At 68.4% G+C, this 25,490-nt stretch carries 23 protein-coding genes and 5 pseudogenes; 9 read left to right on the forward strand and 19 right to left on the reverse strand.

The genetic code is table 11. From position 1 onward, the window contains the following. Positions 1–36 precede the first annotated feature (36 nt). Positions 37–210: pseudogene (locus N803_RS16870) on the reverse strand (IS3 family transposase); the annotation flags it as partial. Between the two features lie 178 nt (positions 211–388). Between N803_RS16870 and N803_RS16875 the strand changes: the two are divergent. Then, entirely contained in the window at positions 389–1,153 is a 765-nt protein-coding gene (locus N803_RS16875; protein ID WP_169743118.1) for a molybdopterin-dependent oxidoreductase, read from the forward strand. 84 nt (positions 1,154–1,237) lie between these two features. Continuing rightward, on the forward strand, positions 1,238–1,579 hold the full coding sequence (locus N803_RS16880) for a YidH family protein (protein WP_052112431.1): 342 nt from the start codon (positions 1,238–1,240) through the stop codon (positions 1,577–1,579). Here the strand turns inward: N803_RS16880 and N803_RS18160 are convergent. From N803_RS18160 to N803_RS16905, 5 genes and pseudogenes are all read right to left on the reverse strand, one after another. Beyond that, a pseudogene (locus N803_RS18160) lies at positions 1,537–1,830 on the reverse strand (integrase core domain-containing protein); the annotation flags it as partial. The gene N803_RS16880 and the pseudogene N803_RS18160 sit on opposite strands and share 43 nt — an antisense overlap. Before the next feature lie 4 nt (positions 1,831–1,834). After that, positions 1,835–2,796 (reverse strand): annotated as a pseudogene (locus N803_RS18785) (IS3 family transposase). 69 nt (positions 2,797–2,865) lie between these two features. Beyond that, positions 2,866–4,830, reverse strand: a pseudogene (locus N803_RS16895) (Tn3 family transposase); the annotation flags it as partial. A gap of 87 nt (positions 4,831–4,917) precedes the next feature. Further along, the gene (locus tag N803_RS16900; protein ID WP_029212121.1) at positions 4,918–5,490 is read right to left on the reverse strand and encodes a recombinase family protein; all 573 of its coding nucleotides are present in this window, start codon (positions 5,488–5,490) and stop codon (positions 4,918–4,920) included. A 123-nt stretch (positions 5,491–5,613) separates the two neighbouring features. Further along, a complete protein-coding gene (locus tag N803_RS16905; protein WP_016996892.1) occupies positions 5,614–6,519 on the reverse strand; it encodes a LysR family transcriptional regulator in 906 nt (301 codons plus the stop codon). A gap of 87 nt (positions 6,520–6,606) precedes the next feature. Here N803_RS16905 and N803_RS16910 point away from each other — a divergent pair, with 87 nt between their 5' ends. Further along, entirely contained in the window at positions 6,607–7,668 is a 1,062-nt protein-coding gene (locus tag N803_RS16910) for a YeiH family protein (RefSeq protein WP_029212122.1), read from the forward strand. A 373-nt stretch (positions 7,669–8,041) separates the two neighbouring features. Here the strand turns inward: N803_RS16910 and N803_RS16915 are convergent, their stop codons facing one another. The 3 genes and pseudogenes from N803_RS16915 to N803_RS16925 all read right to left on the reverse strand — a co-directional run. Continuing rightward, positions 8,042–8,377, reverse strand: a complete 336-nt coding sequence (locus N803_RS16915) for a hypothetical protein (protein ID WP_035907513.1) — start codon at positions 8,375–8,377, stop codon at positions 8,042–8,044. A 78-nt stretch (positions 8,378–8,455) separates the two neighbouring features. Continuing rightward, positions 8,456–8,749, reverse strand: a complete 294-nt coding sequence (locus N803_RS16920; protein WP_035907514.1) for a hypothetical protein — start codon at positions 8,747–8,749, stop codon at positions 8,456–8,458. A gap of 38 nt (positions 8,750–8,787) precedes the next feature. Further along, a pseudogene (locus N803_RS16925) lies at positions 8,788–9,390 on the reverse strand (ABC transporter ATP-binding protein); the annotation flags it as partial. A 59-nt stretch (positions 9,391–9,449) separates the two neighbouring features. Between N803_RS16925 and N803_RS16930 the strand changes: the two are divergent. The 5 genes from N803_RS16930 to N803_RS16950 are packed head-to-tail and all read left to right on the forward strand — an operon-like array spanning position 9,450 to position 13,952. Beyond that, positions 9,450–9,911, forward strand: a complete 462-nt coding sequence (locus tag N803_RS16930) for a GbsR/MarR family transcriptional regulator (RefSeq protein WP_035907515.1) — start codon at positions 9,450–9,452, stop codon at positions 9,909–9,911. Positions 9,912–9,940: 29 nt separating this feature from the next. Continuing rightward, the gene (locus N803_RS16935; protein ID WP_035907516.1) at positions 9,941–11,143 is read left to right on the forward strand and encodes an amidohydrolase; all 1,203 of its coding nucleotides are present in this window, start codon (positions 9,941–9,943) and stop codon (positions 11,141–11,143) included. Next, positions 11,136–11,534, forward strand: a complete 399-nt coding sequence (locus N803_RS16940) for a cytidine deaminase (RefSeq protein ID WP_035907518.1) — start codon at positions 11,136–11,138, stop codon at positions 11,532–11,534. The genes N803_RS16935 and N803_RS16940 overlap by 8 nt, the downstream gene beginning before the upstream one ends. Before the next feature lie 40 nt (positions 11,535–11,574). After that, positions 11,575–12,864 (forward strand): thymidine phosphorylase, encoded by a 1,290-nt coding sequence (locus N803_RS16945; protein ID WP_035907519.1) that lies wholly within the window; start codon positions 11,575–11,577, stop codon positions 12,862–12,864. Then, the gene (locus N803_RS16950) at positions 12,864–13,952 is read left to right on the forward strand and encodes an adenosine deaminase (protein ID WP_035907520.1); all 1,089 of its coding nucleotides are present in this window, start codon (positions 12,864–12,866) and stop codon (positions 13,950–13,952) included. The genes N803_RS16945 and N803_RS16950 overlap by 1 nt, the downstream gene beginning before the upstream one ends. A gap of 17 nt (positions 13,953–13,969) precedes the next feature. Here N803_RS16950 and N803_RS16955 read toward each other — a convergent pair whose 3' ends face one another. After that, the gene (locus tag N803_RS16955; protein ID WP_245617367.1) at positions 13,970–14,791 is read right to left on the reverse strand and encodes an RDD family protein; all 822 of its coding nucleotides are present in this window, start codon (positions 14,789–14,791) and stop codon (positions 13,970–13,972) included. A gap of 42 nt (positions 14,792–14,833) precedes the next feature. Here N803_RS16955 and N803_RS16960 point away from each other — a divergent pair, with 42 nt between their 5' ends. Beyond that, the gene (locus tag N803_RS16960) at positions 14,834–15,829 is read left to right on the forward strand and encodes a stage II sporulation protein M (RefSeq protein ID WP_035907522.1); all 996 of its coding nucleotides are present in this window, start codon (positions 14,834–14,836) and stop codon (positions 15,827–15,829) included. A 4-nt stretch (positions 15,830–15,833) separates the two neighbouring features. Here the strand turns inward: N803_RS16960 and N803_RS16965 are convergent, their stop codons facing one another. The 9 genes from N803_RS16965 to deoC form a co-directional block, all read right to left on the reverse strand. Next, positions 15,834–17,126 carry a DUF58 domain-containing protein gene (locus tag N803_RS16965; RefSeq protein WP_035907523.1) on the reverse strand — a complete coding sequence of 431 codons (1,293 nt, stop codon included), beginning with the start codon at positions 17,124–17,126 and terminating at the stop codon, positions 15,834–15,836. A 6-nt stretch (positions 17,127–17,132) separates the two neighbouring features. Continuing rightward, a complete protein-coding gene (locus N803_RS16970; protein WP_035907525.1) occupies positions 17,133–18,131 on the reverse strand; it encodes an AAA family ATPase in 999 nt (332 codons plus the stop codon). After that, positions 18,128–19,345 carry a DUF4350 domain-containing protein gene (locus N803_RS16975; RefSeq protein ID WP_156969847.1) on the reverse strand — a complete coding sequence of 406 codons (1,218 nt, stop codon included), beginning with the start codon at positions 19,343–19,345 and terminating at the stop codon, positions 18,128–18,130. Before N803_RS16975 ends, N803_RS16970 begins: the two co-directional genes overlap by 4 nt. 5 nt (positions 19,346–19,350) lie before the next feature. After that, positions 19,351–19,959 carry a DUF4129 domain-containing protein gene (locus tag N803_RS16980; RefSeq protein ID WP_052112432.1) on the reverse strand — a complete coding sequence of 203 codons (609 nt, stop codon included), beginning with the start codon at positions 19,957–19,959 and terminating at the stop codon, positions 19,351–19,353. Continuing rightward, positions 19,956–21,062 (reverse strand): hypothetical protein, encoded by a 1,107-nt coding sequence (locus tag N803_RS16985; RefSeq protein WP_035907527.1) that lies wholly within the window; start codon positions 21,060–21,062, stop codon positions 19,956–19,958. The genes N803_RS16980 and N803_RS16985 overlap by 4 nt, the downstream gene beginning before the upstream one ends. A gap of 186 nt (positions 21,063–21,248) precedes the next feature. After that, on the reverse strand, positions 21,249–21,875 hold the full coding sequence (locus tag N803_RS16990; RefSeq protein WP_035907528.1) for a uridine kinase family protein: 627 nt from the start codon (positions 21,873–21,875) through the stop codon (positions 21,249–21,251). 13 nt (positions 21,876–21,888) lie between these two features. Beyond that, on the reverse strand, positions 21,889–22,779 hold the full coding sequence (locus N803_RS16995) for an aldehyde dehydrogenase family protein (protein ID WP_035907529.1): 891 nt from the start codon (positions 22,777–22,779) through the stop codon (positions 21,889–21,891). Beyond that, positions 22,779–24,224 carry an aldehyde dehydrogenase family protein gene (locus N803_RS17000; RefSeq protein WP_035907540.1) on the reverse strand — a complete coding sequence of 482 codons (1,446 nt, stop codon included), beginning with the start codon at positions 24,222–24,224 and terminating at the stop codon, positions 22,779–22,781. Before N803_RS17000 ends, N803_RS16995 begins: the two co-directional genes overlap by 1 nt. A gap of 50 nt (positions 24,225–24,274) precedes the next feature. Further along, on the reverse strand, positions 24,275–25,300 hold the full coding sequence (gene deoC, locus N803_RS17005; RefSeq protein WP_035907531.1) for a deoxyribose-phosphate aldolase: 1,026 nt from the start codon (positions 25,298–25,300) through the stop codon (positions 24,275–24,277). Positions 25,301–25,490: the final 190 nt, after the last annotated feature.

Here is a 25,490-nt window from a genome sequence, read left to right on the forward strand (position 1 = left end):
ACCGCGCTACACCACTATCGGGGACTCAACTTCGGGCTATTGGATTTCGACCAGGGGTTGGTCGGTCCTAGCTCGAGCGTAGAACGTCTCCTCGAACTCTGCTGGCGGTACGTCGTCGAGGTAGCCGTGAAGGCGCTCGTGGTTGTGCCAGTGGACCCACGACAGGGTCGCGAGCTCGACGTCCTCAACCGTCTTCCAGGGCCGACCTTCGGTTCGAACTATGGAACCCGGTAGACGCAGCATCCGGGGTTCTTGAATCTGGTCGACCGGTTCTACGTGCGCAACCACGACGCGACCCCGCAGATCGATGTCGACACCTGGCGGCTGCGGGTCGACGGCACCGGGGTCGAGACTCCGGTCGAGTTCACCTATGAGCAGCCGGTGGTCGATGCCGCAGACCTCGGTGATCCGCTCCATCGAGTGTGCCGGCAACGGGCGGGTGTTCTTCGCCGAGCACTTCGGGCGCGAGGCCAAGGGCACCCAGTGGCGCACCGGGGCGATGGGCACCGCCGAGTGGACCGGAGTGCGGCTGAGGGACGTCCTTGAACGGGCCGGCCTGACCACGGACGCCCGCGACGTGATGCCCGAGGGGCTCGACGAGCTGCGCATCGCCCGGCCGATGCCGCTAGCCAAGGCGAAGGCCTCGGACACGATCGTGGCGCTGACGATGAACGGGCAGGTGTTGCCGGCCGATCACGGGTACCCGGCTCGGGTCGTGGTGCCCGGGTGGATCGGCACCGCCAGCATCAAGTGGTTGGGTCGTATCCAGGTCAGCGAGGAACCGCTGCACTCGTACTGGAACACCCACGACTATGTCTTGGCGGGCCCGGACTATCCCGCGGTGGGCCCCGCCGACGGGGTGCCGATCACCACGATGCCGCCGACGAGCGTGATTGAGCTTGACTGGCCGGCCACCGTGCAGGCCGGCGAGCAGACCCTGCGGGGGCGTGCGTACTCCGGCGAGGATCGCGTCACCCGTGTCGAGGTGCGCATCGACGACGCCGACTGGCAGCAGGCTCGGCTGCTGGAACCCAACATCGCCGGCGCCTGGGTGCGCTGGGAGACTGGCTGGCAGGCACAGCCGGGTGAGCACGAGATTCGGGTCAGGGCCACCGACGCCAAAAGCCACAGTCAGCCCGACACCGTTCCGTGAAACGACCATGGCTGCCTGTCCAACGCCGTCGTTGCCCATCCGGTGGTCGTCACCGGCTGAGGCGATTCGGCGTCGAATGTGGCCATGGACGAGACCCATGACTCCCAGCCCAGCCGTGCCCGGGACCACCTGGCCAACGAACGCACCTACCTAGCCTGGCTCCGCACCGCGGGTGGGGTCATGGTGCTCGGCCTGGCCGTGGCCACCTTCGGCGACGCCACCACCATCTACACCATCGCCGCCGGGGCAGTGCTCATCGTGGTCGGCGTTGCCGGACTGTTCTACGGCACCCGACGCTACCGCCGTGTCAACCGCGAGATCGAGCACGGCGAGTACACCACCGGCAGCGGGCCTTACCCCCGGATCTTGGACACGGTGGGTGATTACGCGGCGGTTGGCAGCGTAGCGGCCCGGCGGGCCTCGTAGGTGGACGGGGACAGGTAGCCGCACCAGGAGTGGCGACGGCGGTTGTTGTAGCGCACGAGCCACCGGAAGACCTGCCGGCGGCAGGTGAGCTCGTCGGGCCAGCAGGCGGCGTCTTGGAGGACCTCTCTCTTGATGGTGGCGTTGAACGACTCCGCGAGGGCGTTGTCGGCGCTTGACCCGACGGCGCCCATGGACTGGGTGACGCCGAGCTGGCCACAGAGCTTGGCGTAGTCCTTCGAGCAGTAGACGGCAGGTTCAACCGGTCGTTGCAACACCGGGTTGTTCAAGGGAGCGTAGTTGCTCTTCGAAGACCTCGGCGGGGGTCTTCCACCCGAGGACCTTGCGGGGCCTGTTGTTCAGTGCGTATGCGACGGCTTCGAGGTCTTCGGCCGACCAGCGCGACAGGTTCGACCCGTCGGCCAGCGGCAAGTAGGTGATATCGCCGACGTAGCGTTGGTTGGCGGCTTCGGCGGTGAAGTCCCGCTTGAGCAGATCGGGGTACTTCTGACCCGACGGCTCGGGGATCGTGGTCCGGACCCGCCGCTTCTTCTGGTAGCCGCGGATGCCGTGCTCACGCATCACTCGCGCGACCCGCTTGTGGTTGACCCGCTCACCGGCCTCAGCGCCGTCGTTGAGGTCGGCGGTGATCCTCGGCGCGCCGCAGGTCTTGTCCTCGGTGTGGACGGCCCTGATCCGCTCGACCAGCTTGGCGTCCGCGGCTGCTCTGGCCTCACGGGCCGGGGCCGCTTTGACCCAGGCGTAGTAGGAGGAACGCTCGATCTCGACGAGCTCGCACAGTCGCTTCACCTCGAAGGTGGCGGAGTTGTCGGCGACGAACTGGAAGCGACTCACCAGCGCGTCTCCCCGGCGAAATACTTGGCCGCCCGCTGGAGGATCTCCCGCTCAGTGGTGAGCTTGGTGGTCTCCGCCCGCAAGACAGCGTTCTCGGCTTCGAGTCGTGCGATCTTCTGCTCCGGCGACTCGCCGGCCAGCGTCGACGACCTCGCCGGGGGCTTCTTGGACTGCAGGGGGTTGGCGGTCAACGTCCCGTCGGCAGCGGTCTTCTTGCCGGTCCCGTAGACCTCGAGCCAGTGCCGCAGCGTGCCGCGCACGATGCCGAGGTCCTCGGCGATGCCGCGGACCGTGGCGCCCGGGGTGGACTCGTACAAGTCGACGGCCTGACGACGGAACTCCTCGGAGTAGTTCTTCCTGGCCATGGTTCTCGGATCATCTCGCTTCCCCAGCGCGTGCTGGATTCAGCGTGTCCAAGAACCGGGGTCAGGCCCCAGGGCGGCACTATATGTTTCGTCCCGAATGTATGAGGCTTGGTGGCGGTCCAGTTGGGCGTAGGTGACGCCGGTGCAGGACTCGGCCATCTTCGTCAGGCCCAGGTTGATTCCGTCGGCCAGGATGGCGGTGAGGAGAAGTTGTTTGTCCTTGGACGGCTGGCCGGATTTGAGGTTGGTGAAGTGGCGGGTGAATCCGGTCCAACTATCGACTTCCATCAGCAGGTCGGTGATCCGGATGCGTGGGAACATGGCACTGGCCTGGTCGATCAGGGGCTGGGCGTGCGCGGGGACGATCGTTTCCAGCGGGGTGATTCTCACGCCCTTGCCGGTGATCAGCACCCCGGGTAGTTCATCGCGGGAGGCCAGCTTGTTGACTTCCTTCAGTCGTTCCTGAAGGAGGGCCAGCCGGTCCTGGAGGTATCGGGTGTTTCCGTCGGCCGTGACCAGAGGCAGTTTCCCGGTGGTTTTCATGCCGGTGTAGGCGGCGCCGGTGAGAAGGTAGTCATCGAAGTCGCGGAACTGGCGGGATCCGGTGACCCACATGTCTCCGGAGCGCAGCGCGTTCTTCAGTTCCGCGAGGGCACAGAACTCGTAGAAGCCCCGGTCCAGGCCGGTGTGGGTGAAGACCAGCGGTTTCCACCGGGGCCGGATGAACGAGGTGGGCGCATCGTCCGGGATTTTCCTGGCGCCGGTGCTGTTCAGGGTTCGGATGACGTTGATCGCGGCCAGCAGGTCGTGTGCTGCGGGCGCTGCGTGGAGGTCAAGGACGGCAAGAAACGCCGGGGTGTAGCGGCGCAGCGTGGTGAAGTGGGTGCTGACGAGAGCCAAGTGGTCTTCGAGGCCTGGCCGGGTGAGTTCCTTGGCGTGGGCGATGCTTGTTGCCAGGGATTCCCAGCCGATGGCCGTTTCGATCGCGGCGAAGGGATCTTCGCCGTTTTCCTTGGCCTCAAAGAGGGCATCCCCGAGCTTCGAGTGCAGGCGCATCATGGCTGTGACGGTGGAACGGGATGCCAGGGTGGTCTGGTTGTGCTTGTTCTGCGCGGTTCGGATGAGCCGGCCGATGATCCGGTCGTGCAGCTCGATGATTTCGTCGGTGACGGTTGCCATGCTTTCGGTGGCCAGGGCGAAGAGGGTCGCGTATCGGCGTGCGGGTTCGAATTTGGACAGATCGGCCGCGGTCATGGAGGCACCTTCACGGGCAAGCTTGAGCAGCCTGTTCCGGTGCACCAGCCGGCTTGCCGCCCAGGGCAGGTCCAGCGCACGCCAGGTAGTGAGCCGGTCGATGTGCTCATTCATCGACCGTGCGTTCGGTCGTAACGGCGCCTGGCGCAGCCAGCCGATTTCCGTTAGGGAACTGTCGGGGCGGCGGCGCAGCAGCCCGTCGAGCCGTTGCCGGTGGTCCACGGACAGTTGCTCACCCAAGGTGGCGTAGATTCGCCGATTCGCTCTGGTCAGCGCTTGTGCACAGGCCCTTTCAATAATCCCGATCCCGGGCAGCGCGATCTTCTGTGCCTGGAGGAAGTCCATGGCGCTCTTCACCAGGAGCAGGCCCTTGTCCGTGTGTGCGGCCACATCACTGACGTGCTCCACGAGCTGGCGGAAGTCCGCGATGCCGAACGCGGATATGCCCAGATACGCGCGGATCTCGCGTCCGTGTTCCTGCCGCGTTTCCTCACGTGTTCCGTACTCGTCCCACGCCTCAATGGAAACGGCCAGCCGGGAGGCCATCCATGAAATCAGCTCAGGAGCCACCTCAGTGTCCTCGGCCAGCGCGATTCCCGGGTGGCGCAGCAGGCACAGCTGGATGGCAAAGCCCAACCTGTTCGCGTCCCCGCGGCGTTGCCGGATCAGCGACATGTCCCCATCGCTGGGTGTGTAGTGGGCTTCAAGGTCCTCCGTCCCGGTGGGCAGTGCCAGGATCTGGCCGCGCTCGGCCACCGTGAGCAGGGAACGCAAGGCCACCTCAGATTTCCTGTGCCGCTACGTTGCCGCCCCACGGGGACACCATCTCTACCTGCAGCGGATTTACCTGCAGCGCACGGGCACCGCTCATGGTTTCGCCAGATGCCGGTAGATGGTGGGCCGGGTGACGCCGAATTCCTGGGCAATGTGCTCTACCGTGTGGGTCCGTTTCCCATCGGGGCCCTTCTCGTCATACATTTCGCGGGCCAGCCTGACTTGGCGCGGGCCGAGTTTTGGTTTCTGCCCGCCGGTCCGGCCCCGCGCACGGGCCGCGGCCAGCCCGTCACGGGTCCGTTCGGACATCAGAGCGTGTTCGAACTCGGCGATCGAGCCCAGGATCTGGAAGAACATCCGACCGATCGCTGTGGAGGTATCGATGCCCTGGTCCAGGACGACCAAATCCACACCGCGTTCCTGCAGCGTCTTGGACAACTCGATGAGGTTCTCCAGCGACCGGCCGAGCCGGTCGAGCTTGGTGACGACAAGCTGATCCCCTGCCCTGTTGGCCGAGAGCAGGGCCTTGTCCAGTTCGGGCCTGCGTGCCAGTTTCCCTGAGGCCATGTCGAGGAAGATCTGCTCGCAGCCGGCCGCAGTCAGGGCGTCGTGCTGGGCTTCGGGGTGCTGATCGCGGGTGGAGACCCGTCCGTATCCGACTCGCATCACCAAAACGTATCACCAAGGCGGGTTCCCGTTACATTGGCGCGTACACGGGAACCGTTACATATAGGACCCCGGATTTTCGCGCAGCCTCGAACGTCAGTGGGAGTGTCTCGCAAACGATCGTTACCGGTCAGTTCGGGCGATGACATCCAGGAAGTCCCGTACATGAGGCGGCGGAGCCGTCCCCGCCCAGATGGCGGTGAGCGGGCGGGTGATCTGGAGATTGTTGATCCGAACTCGGACGAGTCGGCCGGCACGGGTGTCCTCGGACACTGCGAGGGAGCTCAGCGCGCCGGGGGCGATGCCGGCCATAATCGCGCTGCGAACGCCGAGCGTGGTCGTCAGCACGGCTGCGGGCTCGGCTGCGAGTGGAAAGCCCGCCACGGCGAGGGCGTTCTCGAGCGCTCGTCGGGTGCCGCTGCCGGTCTCGCGGAGCACCAACCCAGTGGCCGCCAGTTCACGAACGGACACCTGGCGGGTCTTCGCCCACCGGTGACCGTGCTGCACAACGACTTCGATGGTGTCGTAAGCAACAGTGACTGACCGGAGGCCGGCGGGAACGACAGGGGTCTCGATGAGCCCGAGGTCTGCGGTTCCCTCGCGTATGGCCTCGACGACCGTGCTGCTGTTGGCGGCTGTGAGCTGAACGACCGGGCCGTCATCGCCGTGAGAGATGCGCCACCGGGCGATCCATTCCGGTAGGAGGTGTTCTGCGATCGTGAGGCTCGCGGCGATGCGCATCATCTTCCCGCGATCCGTGCGGAGCGAATCGACAGCATCCGAGAACTCATCGGCCGCCGTCAGCAGCGTTGTTCCCCAGCCGACAATCAGCTCGCCCGCCGGAGTCAATCGCGAACCCCGTGCAGAACGCACCAGGAGTCGCACGCGCAAATCTTTTTCCAGTTTCCGGATGCGCAGAGACACCGCCTGCTGACTCACGCCCAACTGCGTGCTTGCCGCCGACATGCTGCTTTCCTTCACGACGAGCGCCAAGGCTCGCAGTGCCTCCAAGTCCGGCCCGTTGCGCATCTTCCGCCTCCCAAGCACAAGCATAACTTGTATGGCGGACGGTATCTGCCTCTACTCGCACGAGCGGTCCGAGGAAATGATGGATGCATGACCCATGCCCAGGACGTTGCGACCGCCCGACCGGAACACACGCTGCTTGCCCGAGTCCGCGCGCTGCTGCCCGGGCTTGTCCTCTGCCTCGCCGCGGCCGGAGCATCGTACGGGGTCAGCCTGCTGCTGCCGGGAGTCAGCCCGCTCATTATCGCGATCGTGCTTGGCGTACTCCTGGCCAACGTCGTCCGGCTGCCAGCGGCAGCCTCCGACGGCATAGACTTCTCCGCGAAAAAGCTCCTGCGCGCCGGCATCGTCTTCCTCGGACTCCAACTGGTACTGACAGACATCCTCGAACTCGGAGCCCCGATGCTGGTCGTCATCGTGTGCATTGTCGCCGGCGGACTGTTCGGCACCGTTCTCCTGGGGAAGCTGCTACGGGTTCCATCCGGGCTCTCGCTGCTAATCGCCTGCGGATTCTCCATCTGCGGCGCGGCAGCCGTGGCGGGCGCGGCAGGGGTCACCGATCCGGACGACGAGGCCGAGGAAGACACCATCACCGCGGTCGCCCTCGTGGTGATCTTCGGAACGCTGATGATTCCCCTCGTCCCACTGATCACGGACCTGCTTGGCCTGGGCTCCGAGACGGCCGGGATGTGGGCAGGGGGTTCCATCCATGAAATCGCGCAAGTCGTCGCCGCTGGAGGCATCATCGGTGGCGGAGCGCTCACGGTCGCGGTCATCGTCAAACTCGCCCGAGTGCTGCTGCTCGCCCCTGTCGTGGCCATCCTTAGCATCCGGCAGCGCCGTCTCAGCCGTACGGCAGGCGAACCCGGTCAACAGATGTCGCATTCGAAGCTGCCGCCCGTCGTCCCGCTGTTCATCATCGGGTTCATCGCGATGGTGTTCGTGCGTTCCTTCATCCCTCTGCCGGGCACCGTGCTGATGGCCGGTGGGCTGCTGCAGACAGGACTGCTGGCTGCAGCGATGTTCGGACTCGGCTGCGGCGTCAAGGTTCGGAACCTCGTCAAGGTGGGCCTCAAGCCCTTCGCCCTAGCCGCACTCTCCACCGTTCTCGTCGCAACGATCGCCTACTGCGGAGTCACCTTCGCAGGCTGAACATGGCCAGCACCAGGGCGTCATTATCACCCCTGGGATGGGAACACATCAACCTCACCGGTGACTACACCTGGCCCCGCGCCAACCACATCAAACCCGGCAAATACAGGCCGCTACGGCGCCCAGCGAAACCTTAGCGTCGGATAATTCACTTTTTCACAAGCCACCCCATGAAGCACCGAGGCGGACGCTGACGCCGCGCGCATCGCTTCGCACACAACCCTGACGCACCCAGATCGACGCCAGTGCCGAACCATGGGTAGGGGAGTGACTGTCTGCAGATCTGAACCGCCACCGTTTGGAGGTCGGAAGCGACATCACCTGAAGGTGTTCTCGGACCGCCATCGCCGCGGCACTGGGAACCGCTGTGAGGTTAGATCCGGACGACCACGCCTATGGGCGAGAAGAATTTCTTGATCAGAGCTGCCACTGCCCATGAAGCACCGATGGTGGCCAGGCTTATGGGTAGACCGCCCCATTCGCTGCGAGCCACACCGAGGACGATCGACACTGCGACCCCGGCGAGGCCACCAGCGATCCCGCATAGTGCGATCGGACCGACGTCATGAGGAAACTTCCGGCCGAACAAGACTCCCAAGCCAAGGAGAACTGCGAAGAGCACAAGGCTCCCGGCCAACGGGTCAGCGCCGGGGTCGAACGCCGCGTACGACGGCCAGACGAGCATCCCGAGCCAGAGCAGGTACTTCATGCTGAATGACGCTAGACCCGTGAGCCGGCGTGAACTACGAGAACGGCAAACCTGCGGCATGCCGTACTCGTCCCAGGCTCAGGCTGTCCCTGCGCCAAGAAGTCGCTCGAGAGGGGTGCCCGGCAAGGCGAGTGGTGTGGGGGTCTGTTCCAGGGCGGTTGAGAGCAGTCTGGCCTCGAGGGAGTCCTCCTCCCAGCCCGATCGTGATGGGTCGGGTCGGAATGTGTCGGGGTCGACGGTGAGGTGCACCGGCACATTGAGGCCGGGCGTCTCCGCTGCGAGCTGCTCGATTTTGGCCTTGAGCGCCTCACCGTAGGTGCGCCACTCGGTCAGGCGCTGCTTCTCGAGGGCTTGTTCCAGATCCGCGATCACCTGCAGGCGGGCCTCGCGTTCGTCCTCGAGGCGGGCCAGCTCGCCCGGTCGCTGAGCGACTCGGCCTCGGCGAGGATGTGGCTGCTGAGGAGGACGGTGGCCCCCTCGCCCTTGACCTCGTGGACACACTTCTGGAACTCGGCCTCCATGAGCGGGTCGAGGCCCGACGTCGGCTCGTCGAGGAGGTAGAGCTCGGCCCGCGAGGCGAAGGCGGCGACGACGGCCACCTTCTGTCGGTTGCCCTTGGAGTATGTGCGGGCCTTCTTCGTCGGGTCGAGGTCGAAGCGGTCGAGGAGCATCGATCGTCGTGACTCGTCGAGACCGCCACGCATCCGGGCGAGCAGGTCGATGACCTCACCGCCGGTGAGGTTGGGCCAGAGGTTGACGTCACCCGGGACGTACGCCATGCGCGAGTGCAGTTCTCCGACGTCACGCCAGGGATCGCCACCGAGCAGGGTGGCGTCGCCGCTGTCTCGGCGAAGCAGACCGAGAAGGATGCGGATCGTCGTCGACTTGCCGGCGCCGTTGGGGCCGAGGAAGGCATGGACCTCGCCGGTGCGAACCTCGAGGTCGAGGCCGTCGAGGGCGCGGGTGGTGCCGAAGGTCTTGACGATGGTGCGGAGTTCGATCGCATTGGTCACGATTTCCAGAATGGCACAAGTTTCACAAGCTTGTGAAGATTGTGTCCTAGACTCCCCGCATGGACGGTCTCGCACAGGCGGTGGAGCGCCTTGGCCAGGTGCTCGAGGACAGCGGCATCCCGCGAATGGCGGCGCGGGTCTTCGCCTACATCCTCGCCGAGGACCGCGACCGCTACACCGCCGCCGAGCTCGCTGAGGGCCTGTCCGTCTCGCCGGCGGCGATCTCCGGAGCGGTCCGCTACCTCACCCAGACGCGGCTCGTCGTGCGTGAGCGTCGTCCGTCGGGCCGCGGGGATCTCTACCGCATCGTCGACGGTGATGTCTGGGGGACGATCACGCGCGCCCGCATCCCGATCCTCGACCACTACGTCGCGTCGCTGGACGAGGCCGTCGCCCTCCTCGATTCCGACAGCCGCGGTCGTGCGCGACTCGTGGAGACACGAGACTTCTTCGCCTTCACCCGCCGGGAGATGGCCGACCTCACCGAGCGGTGGGAGGAATACCGAGCACGGCAGCGGTGAGCAATTGCGCCAGTAGCATGGGTGGTCCCATGACTGACACCCTCACCGCGCTCGGCACCAGCGTCCGGGCGATGCTTCCTGACCTCGTCGAGTTCCGCCGCGACCTCCACGCCCACCCTGAACTGTCGCGTCAGGAGACCCGCACCACCGACCTCGTCGCGCGCCGACTCGAGGCGGCCGGCGTCCGGGTGCGGCGGTTCGCCGGCACGGGACTCGCGGCGGATCTGGGAGCCGAGCAGGCGGCATACCGGGTCGCGCTGCGCGCGGACATGGACGCGCTGCCGGTCCAGGAGCAGACCGGGCTGCCGTTCTCCTCGACGGTCGACGGGGTCGCGCACGCGTGCGGGCACGACGTCCACGTGACCGCGCTCCTCGGCGCCGTCCTCGCTCTCAAGGAACAGGAGCAGGCGCTGCTGGAGCGGGGGACCGGCGTGCGCGCCATCTTCCAGGCCGCCGAGGAGGTCATCCCCGGAGGCGCCCACGAGGCGATCGCCGAGGGCGTCATGGAGGGCGTCGACGCCGTCTTCGCAGTGCACTGCGACCCCTCGCTCGACGTCGGTCAGGTCGGTCTGCGCGAGGGGCCGATCACGGCAGCGTGCGACCACATCAAGGTCCAGCTCACCGGCCGCGGTGGTCACACCTCGCGGCCGCAGCTGACCGAGGACCTCACCTATGCGCTCGCCAAGGTCGTCACCGACGTCCCGGCCGCGCTGTCCCGACGCCTCGACCCCCGCGCCGGCGCCGCCCTCGTGTGGGGGCGAGTGCAGGCGGGGACGGCCTCCAACGTCATTCCGAGCGAGGGCGAGTGCAGCGGCACGCTCCGCATGCTCGACGCGGAGGCCTGGCTCACCGTCGGCCCGCTCCTCGACGAGATCGTGCAGGGCGTCGTCCGGCCCTACGGAGTCGAGGCCCGGCTCGAGCGCATCAAGGGCGTTCCGCCGGTCGTGAACCAGGCCGACGCGATCGACGCACTGCGGTTCGCCTGCCTCGGGGCCGGACTCCAGATCGCTCCCACGGGCCAGTCGCTCGGTGGCGAGGACTACTCCTGGTACCTATCCCACGCTCCCGGCGCGATGGCGCGTCTGGGGACTCGGACGCCCGGCGGTCGGACCTACGACCTCCACCAGGGCGACGTCGTCATCGACGAGGACTCCATCGGTTGCGGGGCAAGGCTCCTCGCGTCGGTCGTCGTCGCCCACACGGTCAAGAACGAGGCAGGTGCACATGGCTGACATCGACTGGGACGTCTTGCGCGAAAAGGCGATCGAGATGACGGCGCGGTCCTATGCGCCGTACTCGAACTATCCCGTGGGGGTCGCCGGGTTCACCGACGACGGGCGCATCGTTGCCGGGTGCAACGTCGAGAACGCCGCCTACGGCGTCGTCCTCTGTGCCGAGTGCGGCATGGTCTCCGAGCTGCACGCCACGGGCGGCGGCCGGCTCGTGGCCGTCTTCTGCGTCGACGGCCGGGGTGAGGCCCTCATGCCCTGCGGGCGCTGCCGTCAGCTGTTGTGGGAGAACGGCGGTCCGACCTGCCTGCTCATGACACCGGAGGGCGTGCTCTCGATGGATCAGGTCCTGCCACAGGCCTTCGGTCCGGACAACCTCGCGCAGCGTCCCTGAGTCCGATCCGCGGCACCCGTGCGGGTGACATGATGACCGCATGAGCGAGAGTTTCGACGCCGTCGACGTCATCATGACCAAGCGCGACAAGCACGAGCTGAGCGACGACCAGATCCGCTGGGTCATCGACGCCTACACGCGCGGCGCGGTTGCCGACGAGCAGATGAGCTCGCTCGCGATGGCCGTCCTGCTCAATGGCATGAACCGCCGCGAGATCGCGACCTGGACTGCCGCGATGATCGCCAGTGGTGAGCGGATGGACTTCTCGTCACTGTCGCGTCCCACGGCCGACAAGCATTCGACAGGTGGCGTCGGCGACAAGATCACGCTGCCCCTCGCGCCGCTCGTCGCCGTCTTCGACGTCGCCGTGCCGCAGCTGTCGGGCCGCGGGCTCGGCCACACCGGTGGCACGCTCGACAAGCTCGAGTCGATCGCCGGGTGGAAGGCCGACCTCAGCAACGAGGCGATGCTCGCCCAGCTCGACGACGTGGGTGCGGTCATCTGCGCTGCCGGATCGGGGTTGGCCCCGGCCGACAAGAAGCTCTACGCGCTGCGCGACGTCACCGGGACCGTCGAGGCGATCCCGCTCATCGCCAGCTCGATCATGAGCAAGAAGATCGCCGAGGGCACGGGCGCCCTCGTCCTCGACGTCAAGGTCGGGTCCGGGGCGTTCATGAAGAACCGCGAGGACGCGACGGAGCTGGCGCGCACCATGGTCGAGCTCGGCACCGACGCCGGAGTCAACACCGTCGCACTGCTCACCAACATGCAGACGCCTCTGGGTCTCACCGCCGGCAATGCGCTCGAGGTCCGGGAGTCGGTCGAGGTCCTCGCCGGCGGCGGCCCCGAGGACGTCGTGGAGCTCACCGTCGCCCTCGCCCAGGAGATGCTGCGGGCCGCAGGTCGTGACGGCGACGACGTCGCCGCTGCCCTCAAGGACGGTCGCGCCATGGATGCCTGGCGACGGATGATCGCGGCCCAGGGTGGCGACCCGGATGCCGATCTGCCCGTGGCCAAGCACACCGAGGAGATCCTGGCACCGGCCGATGGCGTCCTCACCGAGCTCGACGCCTATGCCGTCGGTGTGGCGGCGTGGCGCCTTGGCGCCGGCCGGGCCCGCAAGGAGGACCCGGTGCAGGCCGGAGCCGGCATCGAACTCCACGCCAAGCCGGGCGCCGTCGTGCGCGGTGGCGAGAAGCTCATGACGCTGCACACCGACACCCCCGAGAAGTTCGAGCGCGCCAAGGAAGCCCTCGAGGGCGGGTTCACCATCGCACCCGAAGGTTCACGTCCCGACCTCCTCCCGCTCGTCATCGACCGGATCGCCTGATGGGTGCCGTCAGTCCGGACCTCGTCCGGCGGGCGCCCAAGGCGCTCCTCCACGACCACCTCGACGGCGGCCTGCGACCGCAGACGATCATCGATCTCGCGCTGGAGTCCGGCTACGAAGGGCTCCCCGCCACCGACGCCGAGGAGCTGGGTCGCTGGTTCCGCGACTCGGCCGACTCGGGGTCGCTCGAGCGCTATCTCGAGACGTTCAGCCACACCGTCGCGGTGATGCAGACCCCGGACCAGTTGCGGCGGGTGGCACGCGAGTGTGCCCTCGACCTGGCCGCCGACGGGGTCGTCTATGCCGAGTCCCGGTTCGCCCCCGAACTCCACGTCGAGCAGGGCCTGTCCCTCACCGAGGTGATCGAGGCGGTGCTCGCGGGTCTGCGGGAGGGTGAGGCGGAGGCCGCCGAGGCGGGCACCCCGATCCGCATGGTCTCCCTCCTCACGGCGATGCGGCACGCGGCCAAGAGTGACGAGATCGCCGAGTTGGCGGTCCGCTACCGCGACCAGGGTGTCGGCGGCTTCGACATCGCCGGCGCCGAGGCCGGGTTCCCGCCGAGTCGGCACCTGTCCGCCTTCGAGTACCTCCGCCGCGAGAACGCTCACTTCACGATCCACGCCGGAGAGGCCTTCGGCCTGCCGAGCATCTGGGAAGCCATCCAGTGGTGCGGCGCGGACCGGCTGGGTCACGGTGTGCGCATCGTCGACGACATCACGAGCGACGGCGACACGCACACGCTCGGTCTCCTCGCGGCCTACGTGCGTGACACCCGCATCCCGCTGGAGATGTGTCCCACGTCGAACCTGCAGACGGGAGCGGCCGAATCCATTGCGGCGCACCCGATTTCGTTGCTCAAGGACCTGCGCTTCCGGGTGACGGTCAACACCGACAACCGCCTCATGTCCGGGACGTCGATGTCGCGGGAGATGCAGCTCCTCGTCGACGTGGCCGGGTGGACGCTCGACGACCTGCGGTGGGCGACGATCAACGCGATGAAGTCGGCCTTCCTGCCCTTCGACGAGCGTCTCGCGATCATCGAGCGTGTCGTCAAGCCGGGGTATGCCGCCCTGGCCGCCGCGACCTGACCCTCACCGCTGGCTCGTCACGCCAGGGGGTCGGGGGGCAGGAGTCGCTGGGTCCGCTCACCCTCGGCGCGCTGCCGCTCGAGGTCGCGGCGTCGACGTTCGGCGAGGACGGCGCGCAGCACCCACTCGGCGTGCACTCCCGGTGGAGGTGGCGGCGACACGTGAGTCAGCACCTGGGCGCAGAGGTCCTGTCCGAGGTGGTGCCGTGATTGGGGCGACAGGCTGCCGGTCCGGGTCAGGAACTGCCGCACGCCGATGGCGAGCGATGCCGGCATGGGTCCGATGTCGCTGCCGCGGACCCAGTGCTCCAGCGCCGGCGGCGCCTCCGGGGGTGCGATGACCTGCAACGAGTGGCGCAGGGACATGACGTGCGTTCCAGCGGCCATGTCGCCCAGGCGCTTGGCGCGCGGGTGAATCACGGCGGCGATGATCGCGGGGGCGCCCTGCAGCAGATAGAACTCCACGAACCCCACCAAGTGCCGAATCACGCTGTGCCGCAGTGTGATCGGGCCGCCGTCATCGCGGACCGTGCAGAGGCCCATGACGTACTTGCCCGGGCTGCGACCGCGCGTGACCGTCTCGAAGACCACCGGGAGGATGACGGTGAGACCGACGACGAACACGAGCAGGGCGGACCGCGCCACGGCACCCGACAGTGAGCCGACGAGCATCCCCGTGACGAAGAGACCGACGAAGGCAAGGACGGCCGTGATGACGAGGTCGATGAGGCGGGACGCGACCCGGCTGATCACGCTCGCCACCGGCACCTCGACGGAAACGGCCTCACCGGTCACGAGGTCCTCGCCGGCGTAGGTGCGGTAGCCCCCGTCCACAGTCATGGTCCGAAGGCTATCCGCTGGAGCGGCACCTAGAGTTGCGGTGTGGACCTCGACGCCTACATCGCCACCCATCTGGGTCAGTGGCGCCGTCTGGAGGACCTGGTCGGGCGGCGACGCCTCACCGGTGCCGAGTCGGACGAACTCCTCGACCTCTACCAGCGCGTGTCGACGCACCTCTCGGTGGTGCGGAGCGCCAGCCCCGATCCATCGCTCGTGAGCTACCTGTCCGCGCTGCTGGCGCGGGCGCGCCACACCTCGACGGGGACCAGGACGACGACGCGTCACGAGGTGTGGAGCTTCTTCACCAGCACCTTCCCGGCCTCGCTCTACCGGACCCGTCGATGGTGGCTCGCCACGACCCTCGGCAGCGTCGTGTTGGCGTTCGTCGTCGGCGCGTGGGCGGTGCGGCACCCGGAGGTCTTCACCGAGCAGATGACGCGGGCCGAGATCGATGCCTACGTGGGGACGGACTTCGAGAACTACTACTCCGAGTACCCGCACCACGAGTTCGCGACCCTCGTCTGGACCAACAACGCGTGGGTGGCCGCGCAATGCATCGCCCTGGGCGTGCTCGGACTCCCGGTGCTCTGGATCCTCGCGCAGAACGTCGTCAACGTCGGGATCGCCGGTGCCCTCATGGTCAGTCACGACCGCGGGTCGCTGTTCTTCGGCCTGATCCTCCCGCACGGCCTGCTCGAACTCACGGCCGTCTTCGTCGCGGCCGCCGTCGGCCTGCGCCTCTTCTGGTCATGGATCGAGCCCGGCCCCCGCACGCGGTTGGAGTCCTTTGCCGCGGAGGGTCGCACGGCAGCCGCGATCGCACTGGGACTCGTCGTCGTGCTGTTCGTCAGTGGCGGCATCGAAGGTTTCGTCACGCCCTCCGGTCTCCCGACCTGGGCGCGCATCCTCATCGGCGTCGTCGCGGAGGCGCTCTTCTTCGCCTACGTCTTCGTCGTCGGTCGACGGGCGGCACGTGAGGGCGTGACCGGGGACGTGGCCGACTTCGAGCAGCCCGCCACGGCGCCCGTCGCGTCCTGATCGGTCAGAGGAGGCCCTGGCGCTTGAGCGACAGGTAGTGGTCGACGAGGGCCAACGGCAACACCTCCGGCGGCTCGTGCAGCACCTCCACGCCCAGGCCCCGCAGTGCGCCGGCCGTCCGGTCGCGAAGTGACACGGTCCGCTCGGCTGCTGCCGCGGCATACACGTCGGTTGCGGTTCCGCGTCCGCGACGCAGGACGTCCACAGCAGGGTCGGCGACCGCGGCGACGACGACTCGGTGGCGTGCGGCGAGTGCCGGCAGGACGGGGAGGAGACCTTCCTCGAGGGCGGACGACTCGAGCGGGGTGATGAGCACGACGAGGGCACGCTGCGTGCCGGTACGAGTCACCTCGGCGGCAAGCATCCGCCAGTCGGCCTCGACGATCTCCGCCTCGATCGGGGCGAGTTCGGAGATCGTGTCGTGGAGGAGACGTCCACGGTCGTGACCCGTGATGTGGGTGCGCACGCGGCGGTCACCCGCGATGACGTGCACTCGGTCACGGGCATGCCCCGCAATTGCGGTGAGGAAGAGCGCGGCGTCCATCGCGGCGTCGAGCCGCGGTGCATCACCGATGCGGCCGGCGCTCGTGCGTGACGTGTCGAGGACGATGACGATGCGGCGGTGCTGCTCGGGCTGCCAGGTGCGGACGACGAGGTCGCGGCGCCGGGCCGTGGCGCGCCAGTCGATGGAGCGGACGTCGTCGCCCTCGACGTAGTCGCGCAGCGAGTCGAACTCGGTGCCCTGTCCCCGCACCCGCATGGCTGCGCGACCGTCGAGCTGCCGCAACACCGCGAGGCGGCTCGGGATGTGCCGGCGGGACGGGAACGGGTGCAGCACCCGCAGCCGTCCGGGAACCTCCAGCGATGACTGCCGTGCGCCGACTCCCAGTGGCCCCTGGTGTCGCACGGTGACCCGGTCGGCGATCCGGTCGCCGCGACGCGTGGGCGTGAGTTCCGTTGTCACGCGCCGGCGTTCGCCGGCAGACAGACGGAGGGTATGCCGTGTGCTCGCCGCTCCTGTCGACGGCGGCCAGGCGTCGCGCAGGACGCCTCGGGCGGTCCGTGGGCCCGGGTTCCCGACGAGCAGCGTCGTCGTGGTCGATTCGCCCAACCGGACCGACGTCGCACCCGTGCGTGCCAGCTCCAGGCCGTGTGGCCTCGGTGCGAGCAGCACGTCGATGCCCACGATGACGGCACACAGCAGCAACCACAGCCAGACCGTTGAGGCAGCGGGGCGCAGCACCACGGGGATGATGCCGAGGAGGACGAGCCACAGGGCTCGCAGGGTGAGGGCCATGGAGCCTCAGCGTGGGACGGGGACGGACCCGAGAGCGCTGTCGAGGACGGCCGACACGTCGACCCCCTCGAGCTCGGCCTCGGGGCGGAGGGCGAGCCGGTGGGCGAGGGTGGCGTGCGCGAGGGCCTTGACGTCGTCCGGGGTGACGTAGTCGCGTCCGTTGAGCCACGCCCAGGCGCGAGCGGTCGACATGAGAGCGGTGGCGCCACGCGGACTCACCCCGAGCGACAACGAGGGGGACTGGCGTGTCGCGCGGGCGATGTCGACGACGTAGCCGGCGACGTCGTCACTGACCTCGACCCGGCGGACCGCGTCGGCCCCCGCCTCGAGATCACTCGCCGACGCGACGGGCTCGAGGCCGGCAGCGCCCAGGTCCCGTGGGTCGAAGCCGTCGGCGTGCCGGCGCAGGACCGCCACCTCGTCCTCACGCGGAGGGAGCGGCAGCGTCACCTTGAGCAGGAATCGGTCGAGCTGGGCCTCGGGGAGGGGGTAGGTGCCTTCGTACTCCACCGGGTTCTGCGTCGCGGCCACCATGAACGGCGACGGCAGGGCGTGGGGCGTCCCATCGACGCTGACCTGTCGTTCCTCCATGGCCTCGAGCAGGGCCGACTGCGTCTTGGGCGGCGTGCGGTTGATCTCGTCGGCGAGGAGAACGTTGGTGAAGACCGGGCCGTGGCGGAAGGTGAAGTCGCTCGTGCGTGCGTCGAACACGAGCGAGCCCGTCAGGTCGCCCGGCATGAGGTCGGGCGTGAACTGCACGCGCTTGGTCTGCACGTCCAGTGCCTGCGACAGGGCACGCACGAGCAGCGTCTTCGCGACACCGGGTACGCCCTCGAGGAGGATGTGGCCGCGGCACAGCAGGGCCACGAGGAGCCCGGTGACGGCGGCGTCCTGCCCGACGACGGCCTTGCCGACCTCGGCGCGGACGCGCAGCAGCGCCTCCCGGGCCTGAGCCGACTGTGGAGCGGACGGAGGCGTGGCGGGGGGAGTGGGGTTCTCGGTCATGGGCGGTGTGCCTTCTCCTCGAGGTCGGACAGGTCTTGTGCGAGCCGCACGAGTGCAGCGTCGTCGGTGGGTGCGGGGCCGCTCACGAGATCCAGGATCTCGCTGACGGGTCGGCCGGTGGCGGCTGATGCTGCGCGGGCGACGACGTCGACCGGGTCGCCCCGGCGGAGTCCGAGCCTCGAGCGCAGTCGGTCGAGGGTGGCGAGGCGCAGGACGGCGGCAGCACGTGGCCGGTCCTGGGCGCGCCGGTAGAGGCGGCCTCGCGCCTCGGTCGTCTCGACGGCGCGCACCACCACCGGAAGGGGTTCGTGGACGAGGCGGCCGAGCCTCCGTCCACGGACGACGCCGAGCAGCACGATGGCGACTCCGACCAGCGCAAGGGCCGGCATGAGCCATCGGGGGAGGAGCCCACCGTCGTCCGAGGTGCCCGCATCCGAGTCGGCGAGATCGGTGACGCCGGGGTGGTACCAGACGAGTCGCTCAGAGCCACCGAGCAGCCTCAGGGCGATGGCCGCGTTGTCGGCCTCGGTGATGGCGCGGTTCGTGAAGCCGGACGTCGATCCGACGATGGTCAGGGGTGCGTGCTCCGACGTCGCCGGCAGGTCGAGCAGCACCGCGCCGTGGTCGCCCTCGCCGTCTCCTTCATCTCCGTCGCCGGCGTCTCCCTCATCGGTCGTGAGGGTGAGCGGGAAGCAGGCTCGTGCCCCACTGACCTCACCCCGGAGCTCGTATCGGGCGTCGATGCCGAGGAGGGTGTCCCCTTCGTCCACGGGCCCGATGTCGCACCGGCTCTCGATCTCGACCCCGGCACCGATGCGCAGCGCGGTGACCTCCGCTCCCAGGGACCGCACCTGCGCGGACGAGGGGGAGAGAGCCACCACGCGGTGCGCCCCGAGGGTCGCCTGCCGCAGGGTCGCTGCGGCGGCGGTGCCGAGGTTGCTGGTGTTGCCGATGACGACGCTCGTGTCGGCCCCGCTGCCACCTTCACGCAGGGCGGCCGTCGTGTCCTCGATGGTCCGCGTCGTCACGACGTCGACACCGTTCTGGTCGAGGACGGCGATGAGCGCAGCCCCACCGGTCGGACCCAGACCGTCGGGATCCATGGCGGCGTCGGACGGTGTCGTCATGATCGCGATGACGGCGAGCGCACCGACACCGAGCAGGACCGCCCCCAGCCAGGCCGCGAAGGATCGCGACTTCGCCACCGCGGCCACGCTGGTCACCGTGCCCACCGCGCGCCGGCCAGAGCTTCATCGAGCGACAGGACCCGGTGGCCGTCCTCCTCGGAAGCATGGTCGTGCCCGTAGCGGACCGCGTCGAACCGATCGGCCGCGAATCGGATGCGTCCGGCCTCTGCGGAGAACGCGTCCCCGAGCACCAACGACGCCTCGTGGGCGGTGCGTCCGGGGAGGTCGTCGAGGATCGTGCGCTCCACGCCGGAGGCGACGATCGCGCGATATCCGTCGAGGACGACCGTGTCCCAGTCGCCCTCTCGCACAGCGGCTTTCGCGCGATTCCGGTATGCCGTCGCGTCCACTCCGCGCTCGTCCAGGACCTGCCGCGTGGTGGCCTTGCGTGCGGAACGGGCCTCGGGTCGGAGCAGCACCGCCGCGAGGAGTGCCACGAGGGCGAGGGCGACGAGGACGACCACGGCGAACACCCACCCGGGCAACCCCGGCCCGGTGGTGTCGAAGAGCCCCAGGAACCACTCACGGAAGCGGTCCCACAGACTCGGCTCCACGGCATACCGGGGCTTGGACAGTTCATCCTCGAGAAGGCGACGTCCCTCGCTTCGCGACGGATCGAGGGGTGGGGCGTCGAGGATCATGCCCCGGTGCCGGGCCACGGGGGTGCGGCCGTGCCCTGCGCGGTCTGGATGAGCTGGACGTCGAGGCCTTCGCGACGGATGCGGTGGTCGACGTAGAGGAGGGCGTCGAGGCCGGCCGTGATGGGTGTGGTGATGGCGCCGGCGAGGACGCCGCTGAGGCCGGTGAGGAGGGCCTGCCACATGTAGAGCTGGTCCATCGGAACGCCCGTGAAGACGAGGAACACCGCAACGATGGACAGGGGCGCGGTGATGAGCGAGGCGATGACACCGATCGCGAAGCTCGCGAGCAGACGGATGCCGAAGAGCCGCCAGAACCCCTGGCCGCCGGTGAGCGCCCACGACCGGCGGAAGGCACCCGCGACCCCGAGGTTCTCGAGAATGAGTGACGGGGTGACGAAGGCCAGTCGGGTCCAGAGGAACGCCATCGCCACGAGCGCGAGCAGGACGGCGAGGAAGAGCAGCGCGACCCCGGCGGCGAGGGTGCCGTCGTTGCCGGCCGTGCCGCCCGCGACGAGCAGCGCGATGGGGATGGCGACGAACACGAGGACGGTGCCGATGAAGATCGCGGACGTGAGCAGGGTGGCGCCGACGAGCCCGCCGAGGCGGGGGCGGGTCGCCTGCCAGGTCTGCCCGGCGGTGACCTTGCGACCGAGAACGGCCTGACCGATGACGTGCGCGAGGAAGCCGGCCAACAGGATCGTCGAGAACCACGAGCCGATGGAGGGCACGAGTGAGCCGAGGCTCCCGAACACTCCCGCGGTGTCGTTCGTGACCGACTCCTCGATCGACACCGAGGGCTCCTGGCTGGACACCCATGCGCCGAGCGCCGTGAAGGGCACGAGGAAGATCAGCGACGTCAGTGCGGCCAGCCCGACGGTCGCCGCGACGTTGCCGCGCACCGCACGGAAGACGCCGCCGAAGAGGTCGTTCATCGTCAGCGGGCGCAACGGGATGATGCCGGGGCGGAAGTCCATGCGCGGCGGATTCACCGGACGCATGGGCGGGTATGCCGGGTGGCCGGGATAGCCGGTCGGCGGCACCTGAGCGGGCTGCTCGGGACCTGCGGAGCCCTGTCCGGGTGCGGTCCAACCCTGGTCGTTCATGTGCGTGTGCCTCCCCGTGGCGGTGACTGCCGCAACCCTAACCGAGCGAGTTCGGCGGCACCGCGAGGATGGGGGAGCTCGGCCTGCGGTCTGACCCTGCACTCGTGGCCGAACGCTCGAGTTCTATCGCGCGAACGAGCGACTGCGTGGCGAGCTGACCTCCGGTGCCGCGCTGGACCGCCTCCGTCAGGGGACGTTCCGGGCGGCTGACGCCAGCTGAGCCTCCACGTCGGTCGCGCGGGCCGACACGGCACCGAGTTCGACCTGTCGCCGCACGACCTCCGGCTCGGCGCGCATGAGGGCGAGGCCGCGGCGCACCAGGACCATGGGCGGCTTGCGTCGCTCCTTGAGGTCGCGCGCGAGACGCCTGACGAACGTCACGAACGGTCGGTGGTGGATGCACCAGGCGCTGTGCAGCACGCCGGCGTCACGCAGCTCGGAGACGACCTCTGCCGCAAAGATGCCCTCCGCGAGCACGAGCTGGTCCGGGCCGGCCGACACGGTCGTCGAACCGACGGCGCGGCTCTGGGACAGGTCATAGACCGGGGTCTGCGTGGAGCCGGTGTCGATGAGCTCGACGAGTGCCGCGGCGGCCGCGGAGCCGTTCCACGAGTCCGGGTGGTCCCAGTCGATGATCCCGAGCTCCTCGCTGCGGGGCATGGATGCGTCGTCGTGGTCCCGATAGAAGTCGTCGAGTCGCACGATCGGCCAGCCGCGGCTCGTGTGCAGCCGCTCGGCCAGCCGGGACTTCCCGGCACCACTGGGGCCGGCGAGGACGACGACGCGCCCTCGCCCGAGGTCTGCGTGGCTCATCGGATGTGAAGAGTCATCGACCCTTGGGGTGCCAGACCGTCTTGGTCTCGAGGAAGGCAGTGAGTCGGGACAGGTCCGGCGTCTGGGTCCAGTCGGGCTCGACCGCGTCGGAGCCCGTGCCGGCGGGGCGCAGGACGCGCTTGAGGTTGTCGGCGCTGGCCTCCTCGAGCTTGGCCCAGTCGACGCCCTCCGCACCGGCAGCACCGGCGAGGTCGATGGCGTTGACGTCGCGGTGGCTCGAGAGCCACGGGGCGATCTCGGCGGCCTTGCCCGTGATGATGTTGACGACGCCACCGGGGACGTCGGAGGTGGCGAGGCACTCCGAGAGCGTGATCGCGGGGAGCGGGCGGTCCGCGCTCGTCACGACGACGACGGTGTTGCCCGAGACGATCGCCGGGGCGATGACCGACACGAGCCCGAGCAGGCTCGACTCCTGCGGGGCGAGGACAGCGACGACACCGGTCGGTTCGGAAGCCGAGATGTTGAAGTACGGGCCTGCGACGGGGTTGAGACCGCCAAGGATCTGGACGTACTTGTCGGACCACCCGGCATACCAAACCCAGCGATCGATCGCCTGTGACACAACGGATTCCGCGGCAGCGGGGGAGAGGCCCTCGGCGTCACGCACCTCCTGGACGAGCTGCGGGCGACGCGACTCCATCACCTCGGCGACGCGGTACAAAACCTGACCCCGGTTGTATGCCGTGGCGCTGGCCCAACCGGGTTGCGCGGCTCGCGCCGCGGTCACCGCGTCACGCGCGTCCTTGCGGGAGCCCTGCGCCGCGTTCGCGAGGAAGGTGCCCTTCTTCGCGGCATACACCTCGTAGGAACGACCGCTCTCGCTGCGCGGAAACTTGCCGCCGATGTAGAGCTTGTAGGTCTTCTTGACGTCCACGCGCGCCATCAGTGCGTTCCCTTCACGTAGGGCTCGAGGCCGTGTCGGCCACCCTCACGGCCGTAGCCGGACTCCTTGTACCCACCGAACGGGCTCGTCGGGTCGAACTGGTTGAACGTGTTGGCCCAGACGACACCGGCCTTGAGCTGGTCGGCCATCCAGAGGATGCGCGAGCCCTTCTCGGTCCAGATGCCGGCGGACAGGCCGTAGGGCGTGTTGTTCGCCTTGGCGACGGCCTCCTGCGGAGTGCGGAACGTCAGCACGGACAGGACGGGACCGAAGATCTCTTCCTGCGCGATGCGGTGCGTCTGCGTCACGCCGGTGAAAACCGTTGGCCTGAACCAGAATCCCTTGTCCGGCAGGGCGCAGCCGTTGTCCCAGCGCTCGGCGCCCTCGGACTCACCGGCGTCGGTGAGCGCGATGATTCGATCGAGCTGGGCCTTGCTGTTGATGGCACCCACGTCGGTGTTCTTGTCGAGTGGGTCACCGACGCGCAGGGTGCCGAGCCGACGCTTGAGGCGACGTTCGACCTCCTCGGCGATCGACTCCTGGACGAGGAGGCGCGAGCCGGCGCAGCACACGTGGCCCTGGTTGAAGAAGATGCCGTTGACGATGCCCTCGACGGCCTGGTCGATCGGGGCGTCGTCGAAGACGATGTTCGCGGCCTTGCCACCGAGTTCGAGCGTGGCCTTCTTGCGGGTGCCGGCGATGGCGCGGGCGATCATCTTGCCGACGCCGGTCGAGCCGGTGAACGCGAGCTTGTCGATGCCGGGGTGGTCGACGATCGCCTGACCGGTCGGGCCGGCGCCGGTGACGATGTTGACGACACCCGGGGGCAGGTCGGCCTGCTGGCACACCTCGGCGAAGAGCAGCGCGGTGAGCGGCGTGGTCTCGGCGGGCTTGAGGACGACGGTGTTGCCGGTGGCGAGGGCCGGGGCGATCTTCCACGCGAGCATGAGCATCGGGAAGTTCCACGGGATGACCTGGCCGACGACGCCGTGCGGCTGCGGGTTCGCGCCACCGGGAAGCGAGGCAAACTCGAGCTTGTCGGCCCACCCTGCGTTGTAGAAGAAGTGCGCCGCCGCGAGCGGGATGTCGACGTCGCGGCTCTCCTTGATCGGCTTGCCGTTGTCGAGGGTCTCGAGGACCGCGAACTCGCGCGCGCGCTCCTGGAGGATGCGGGCGATGCGGTAGAGGTACTTGCCGCGGTCCGCGCCGCTCATCTTTGACCACACGCGCGTGTATGCCGTCCGCGCGGCCTTGACCGCAGCGTCGACGTCTGCGTCGGTCGCCTCGGAGACCTCTGCGAGGACCTCCTCGGTGGCGGGGCTGATCGACTTGAAGGCGTTGCCGCCGCCGTCGACGAACTCGCCGTTGATGAACAGGCCGTAGCTGCTCTGGAGGTCGACGACGGCCCGGGACTCCGGGGCCGGTGCGTACTCGAAGGGTGACATCTGGATGGGCGCCTTTCGGGGGAGCACGGGGGCGGAGCCCCCGTGGGTGCTCAGTAGGCCGTGGAGGGGGAGTCGTCGGCGATGTAGTTCGCGCCTGAGTAGGCGCCGGTCGTCATGCGCTGGCGCTGGAGCAGGAGGTCGTTGAGCAGGCTGCTCGCGCCGAAGCGGAACCACTGGTTGGTCAGCCAGTCCTCGCCCGCGATCTCGCTGACGGTGACGAGGAACTTGATGGCGTCCTTGCTGGTCTTGATGCCTCCGGCAGGCTTGACGCCCACCATCTCGCCGGTGAGGTCGCGCCAGTCGCGGACGGCCTCGAGCATGATGAGCGTGACGGGGAGCGTCGCGGCGGGCTGGATCTTGCCGGTGCTCGTCTTGATGAAGTCGCCGCCGGCGAGCATGCTCAGCCAGCTGGCGCGACGCACGTTGTCGTAGGTGACGAGCTCGCCGGTCTCCATGATCACCTTGAGCCGAGCTCGCGTCCCGTCGCCACGATCGCAGGCCTTTGTCACTTCGGCGATCTGGTTGAACACAGTGAGGTAGTCGCCGGAGAGGAACGCGCCACGGTCGATGACCATGTCGATCTCGTCAGCACCGGCCTTGACCGCGTCCTTGGTGTCGGCGAGCTTGATGGCCATGCTCGCGCGGCCGCTCGGGAACGCCGTCGCGACAGCAGCGACCTTGACGTCGGAGTCGCCGAGCGCCTGCTTGGCCGTCGCCACCATGTCGCCGTAGACGCAGACCGCCGCGGGGCGCGGTGTGCTGAGGTCGCTCGGGTCGGGCACGAGAGCCTTGGCGGCCAATCCACGAACACGTCCGTGGGTGTCGGCGCCCTCGAGCGTCGTGAGGTCGATCATTGAGATGGCGAGGTCGATCGCCCACTGCTTGCTCGTCGTCTTGATCGAGCGGGTACCGAGTCCGGCGGCGCGCGCTTCGCAGCCGACCTGGTCGACTCCGGGGAGTCCGTGCAGCCACGTGGTCAGCGCCTGGTTCGTCAGGCGACTGACGCCGAGCAGGTCGCGGGCACGTGCCGTGGCATCGATCGCCGTGCGACTGGGGGTCTCTGTGGTGGTGCTCACTCCCGGAGTCTATCTGCGCCCAACGAATGCGCAGCCGTTCTTCGGGGTCAGGCGGCGTACGACTCGTCGTGTTCGGCGAGCCAGTGTTCTGGTGGGTCCGGGATCCAGCCGTTCAGCGGATCGTGCGGGAGCGGTCGGTCTTCGAGGTGGACGGGGTCGGCCCAGGCGTCGTGCCAATCGTCGTGCCAGG

The sequence above is a fragment of the Knoellia subterranea KCTC 19937 genome, from assembly GCF_000768685.1.
Lineage (GTDB): Bacteria > Actinomycetota > Actinomycetes > Actinomycetales > Dermatophilaceae > Knoellia > Knoellia subterranea.

What these genes read in the sequence shown, in the direction of transcription:
- N803_RS16875 (WP_169743118.1), top strand. Translation starts at nt 389, where the DNA reads ATGCCGCAGACCTCGGTGATCCGCTCCATCGAGTGTGCCGGCAACGGG.
- N803_RS16910 (WP_029212122.1), top strand. Translation starts at nt 6,607, where the DNA reads ATGACCCATGCCCAGGACGTTGCGACCGCCCGACCGGAACACACGCTG.
- N803_RS16930 (WP_035907515.1), top strand. Translation starts at nt 9,450, where the DNA reads ATGGACGGTCTCGCACAGGCGGTGGAGCGCCTTGGCCAGGTGCTCGAG.
- N803_RS16935 (WP_035907516.1), top strand. Translation starts at nt 9,941, where the DNA reads ATGACTGACACCCTCACCGCGCTCGGCACCAGCGTCCGGGCGATGCTT.
- N803_RS16990 (WP_035907528.1), bottom strand. Translation starts at nt 21,875, where the DNA reads ATGAGCCACGCAGACCTCGGGCGAGGGCGCGTCGTCGTCCTCGCCGGC.
- N803_RS16945 (WP_035907519.1), top strand. Translation starts at nt 11,575, where the DNA reads ATGAGCGAGAGTTTCGACGCCGTCGACGTCATCATGACCAAGCGCGAC.
- N803_RS16950 (WP_035907520.1), top strand. Translation starts at nt 12,864, where the DNA reads ATGGGTGCCGTCAGTCCGGACCTCGTCCGGCGGGCGCCCAAGGCGCTC.
- N803_RS16980 (WP_052112432.1), bottom strand. Translation starts at nt 19,959, where the DNA reads ATGATCCTCGACGCCCCACCCCTCGATCCGTCGCGAAGCGAGGGACGT.
- N803_RS16905 (WP_016996892.1), bottom strand. Translation starts at nt 6,519, where the DNA reads ATGCGCAACGGGCCGGACTTGGAGGCACTGCGAGCCTTGGCGCTCGTC.
- N803_RS16995 (WP_035907529.1), bottom strand. Translation starts at nt 22,779, where the DNA reads ATGGCGCGCGTGGACGTCAAGAAGACCTACAAGCTCTACATCGGCGGC.
- N803_RS16955 (WP_245617367.1), bottom strand. Translation starts at nt 14,791, where the DNA reads ATGACTGTGGACGGGGGCTACCGCACCTACGCCGGCGAGGACCTCGTG.
- N803_RS16915 (WP_035907513.1), bottom strand. Translation starts at nt 8,377, where the DNA reads ATGAAGTACCTGCTCTGGCTCGGGATGCTCGTCTGGCCGTCGTACGCG.
- N803_RS16900 (WP_029212121.1), bottom strand. Translation starts at nt 5,490, where the DNA reads ATGCGAGTCGGATACGGACGGGTCTCCACCCGCGATCAGCACCCCGAA.
- N803_RS16985 (WP_035907527.1), bottom strand. Translation starts at nt 21,062, where the DNA reads ATGAACGACCAGGGTTGGACCGCACCCGGACAGGGCTCCGCAGGTCCC.
- N803_RS16880 (WP_052112431.1), top strand. Translation starts at nt 1,238, where the DNA reads ATGGACGAGACCCATGACTCCCAGCCCAGCCGTGCCCGGGACCACCTG.
- N803_RS16970 (WP_035907525.1), bottom strand. Translation starts at nt 18,131, where the DNA reads ATGACCGAGAACCCCACTCCCCCCGCCACGCCTCCGTCCGCTCCACAG.
- N803_RS16965 (WP_035907523.1), bottom strand. Translation starts at nt 17,126, where the DNA reads ATGGCCCTCACCCTGCGAGCCCTGTGGCTCGTCCTCCTCGGCATCATC.
- N803_RS16940 (WP_035907518.1), top strand. Translation starts at nt 11,136, where the DNA reads ATGGCTGACATCGACTGGGACGTCTTGCGCGAAAAGGCGATCGAGATG.
- N803_RS17000 (WP_035907540.1), bottom strand. Translation starts at nt 24,224, where the DNA reads ATGTCACCCTTCGAGTACGCACCGGCCCCGGAGTCCCGGGCCGTCGTC.